This is a genomic window from Ensifer sp. ENS06 (assembly GCF_014852205.1).
Classification (GTDB): Bacteria; Pseudomonadota; Alphaproteobacteria; order Rhizobiales; family Rhizobiaceae; genus Ensifer; species Ensifer adhaerens.
The window spans coordinates 1-510 of record NZ_JACVBC010000046.1; the positions used below are offsets into that span (position 1 = coordinate 1).

General features: G+C 64.1%; 1 protein-coding gene. It reads right to left on the minus strand.

Going from position 1 to position 510, the window contains the following annotated elements; all coding sequences use genetic code 11:
* A partial coding sequence (locus tag IB279_RS36760; protein ID WP_192341259.1) for an amidohydrolase family protein occupies positions 1-510 on the minus strand: 510 nt, incomplete at its 5' end.

Here is a 510-nt window from a genome sequence, read left to right on the forward strand (position 1 = left end):
TCACACCGCCCAGCAGGAGCATCCAAGCGCGCCGAAGAAACCCTTAAGGTCGGCGATCGGCAGTTTCGACGTCCAGGCGCCGGCATGATCGTGGCCATGGACGCCGCAATCGCTGGCGCAGCCGCACGACGTGATCGCGGTGCGCCGGAGCGAGCGCTTTCCGGCGCCCTCGGGCTCACCCCAGGCGGCATAACCGCCGAAGGTGCGGACCGGCGACCAGTCGGGCATTGCCGGCGGCACCTTGTTCTCGTCGTGAGAGGCAAATTCGCCGGCCGCATAGACGATCTTGCCGCCGACCATCGTGAGCTCTGACGTGAGGAAGGAAATCTCGTCCTCGGCGCAGTTGAAAAAATCCTTGTTCGGCACGATGAGGTCGGCGAACTGCCCTTTCTCAATCCGGCCTTTCTTGCCTTCCTCGTTTGAAAACCACTGCACCTTCTCGGTCCACATCCGAAGCGCCGTCTCGCGATCGAGGCAGTTGGCGCGCGGGTAGAGCTGCAGGCCGCCGAC